This is a genomic window from Pseudomonas sp. N40(2020) (genome assembly GCF_014472415.1).
GTDB lineage: Bacteria > Pseudomonadota > Gammaproteobacteria > Pseudomonadales > Pseudomonadaceae > Aquipseudomonas.
In genome coordinates this window covers 1-388 of record NZ_JACSZV010000104.1, presented here as the reverse complement: position 1 = coordinate 388, position 388 = coordinate 1, and the positions used below count along the sequence as shown (strand labels likewise).

General features: G+C 57.2%; 1 protein-coding gene. It reads left to right on the top strand.

What is annotated here, in order from left to right; translation table 11 throughout:
• The coding region (locus IAI51_RS27815; RefSeq protein WP_262410400.1) for an alanine--tRNA ligase-related protein at positions 1 to 388 on the top strand (388 nt) is incomplete at both ends.

The following is a 388-nucleotide window of genomic DNA, read 5'->3' as shown; positions in this document are numbered from 1 at the left end:
GCGCCATACGCATCTGACAACTTCTGGCAGATGGGTGACACTGGTCCGTGCGGCCCGTGCACCGAAATCTTCTACGATCACGGCGACCACATTTGGGGGGGCCCTCCGGGAAGCCCGGAAGAAGACGGCGACCGCTACATTGAGATCTGGAACATCGTCTTCATGCAGTTCAACCGCCAGGCCGATGGCACGATGGAACCGCTGCCGAAGCCGTCTGTAGATACCGGTATGGGTCTGGAGCGTATTGCTGCGGTGCTGCAACACGTTAACTCTAACTATGACATCGACCTGTTCCGCACGCTGATCCAGGCGGTAGCGAAAGTCACTGGCGCAACCGATCTGAGCAATAAATCGCTGCGCGTAATCGCTGACCACATTCGTTCTTGTG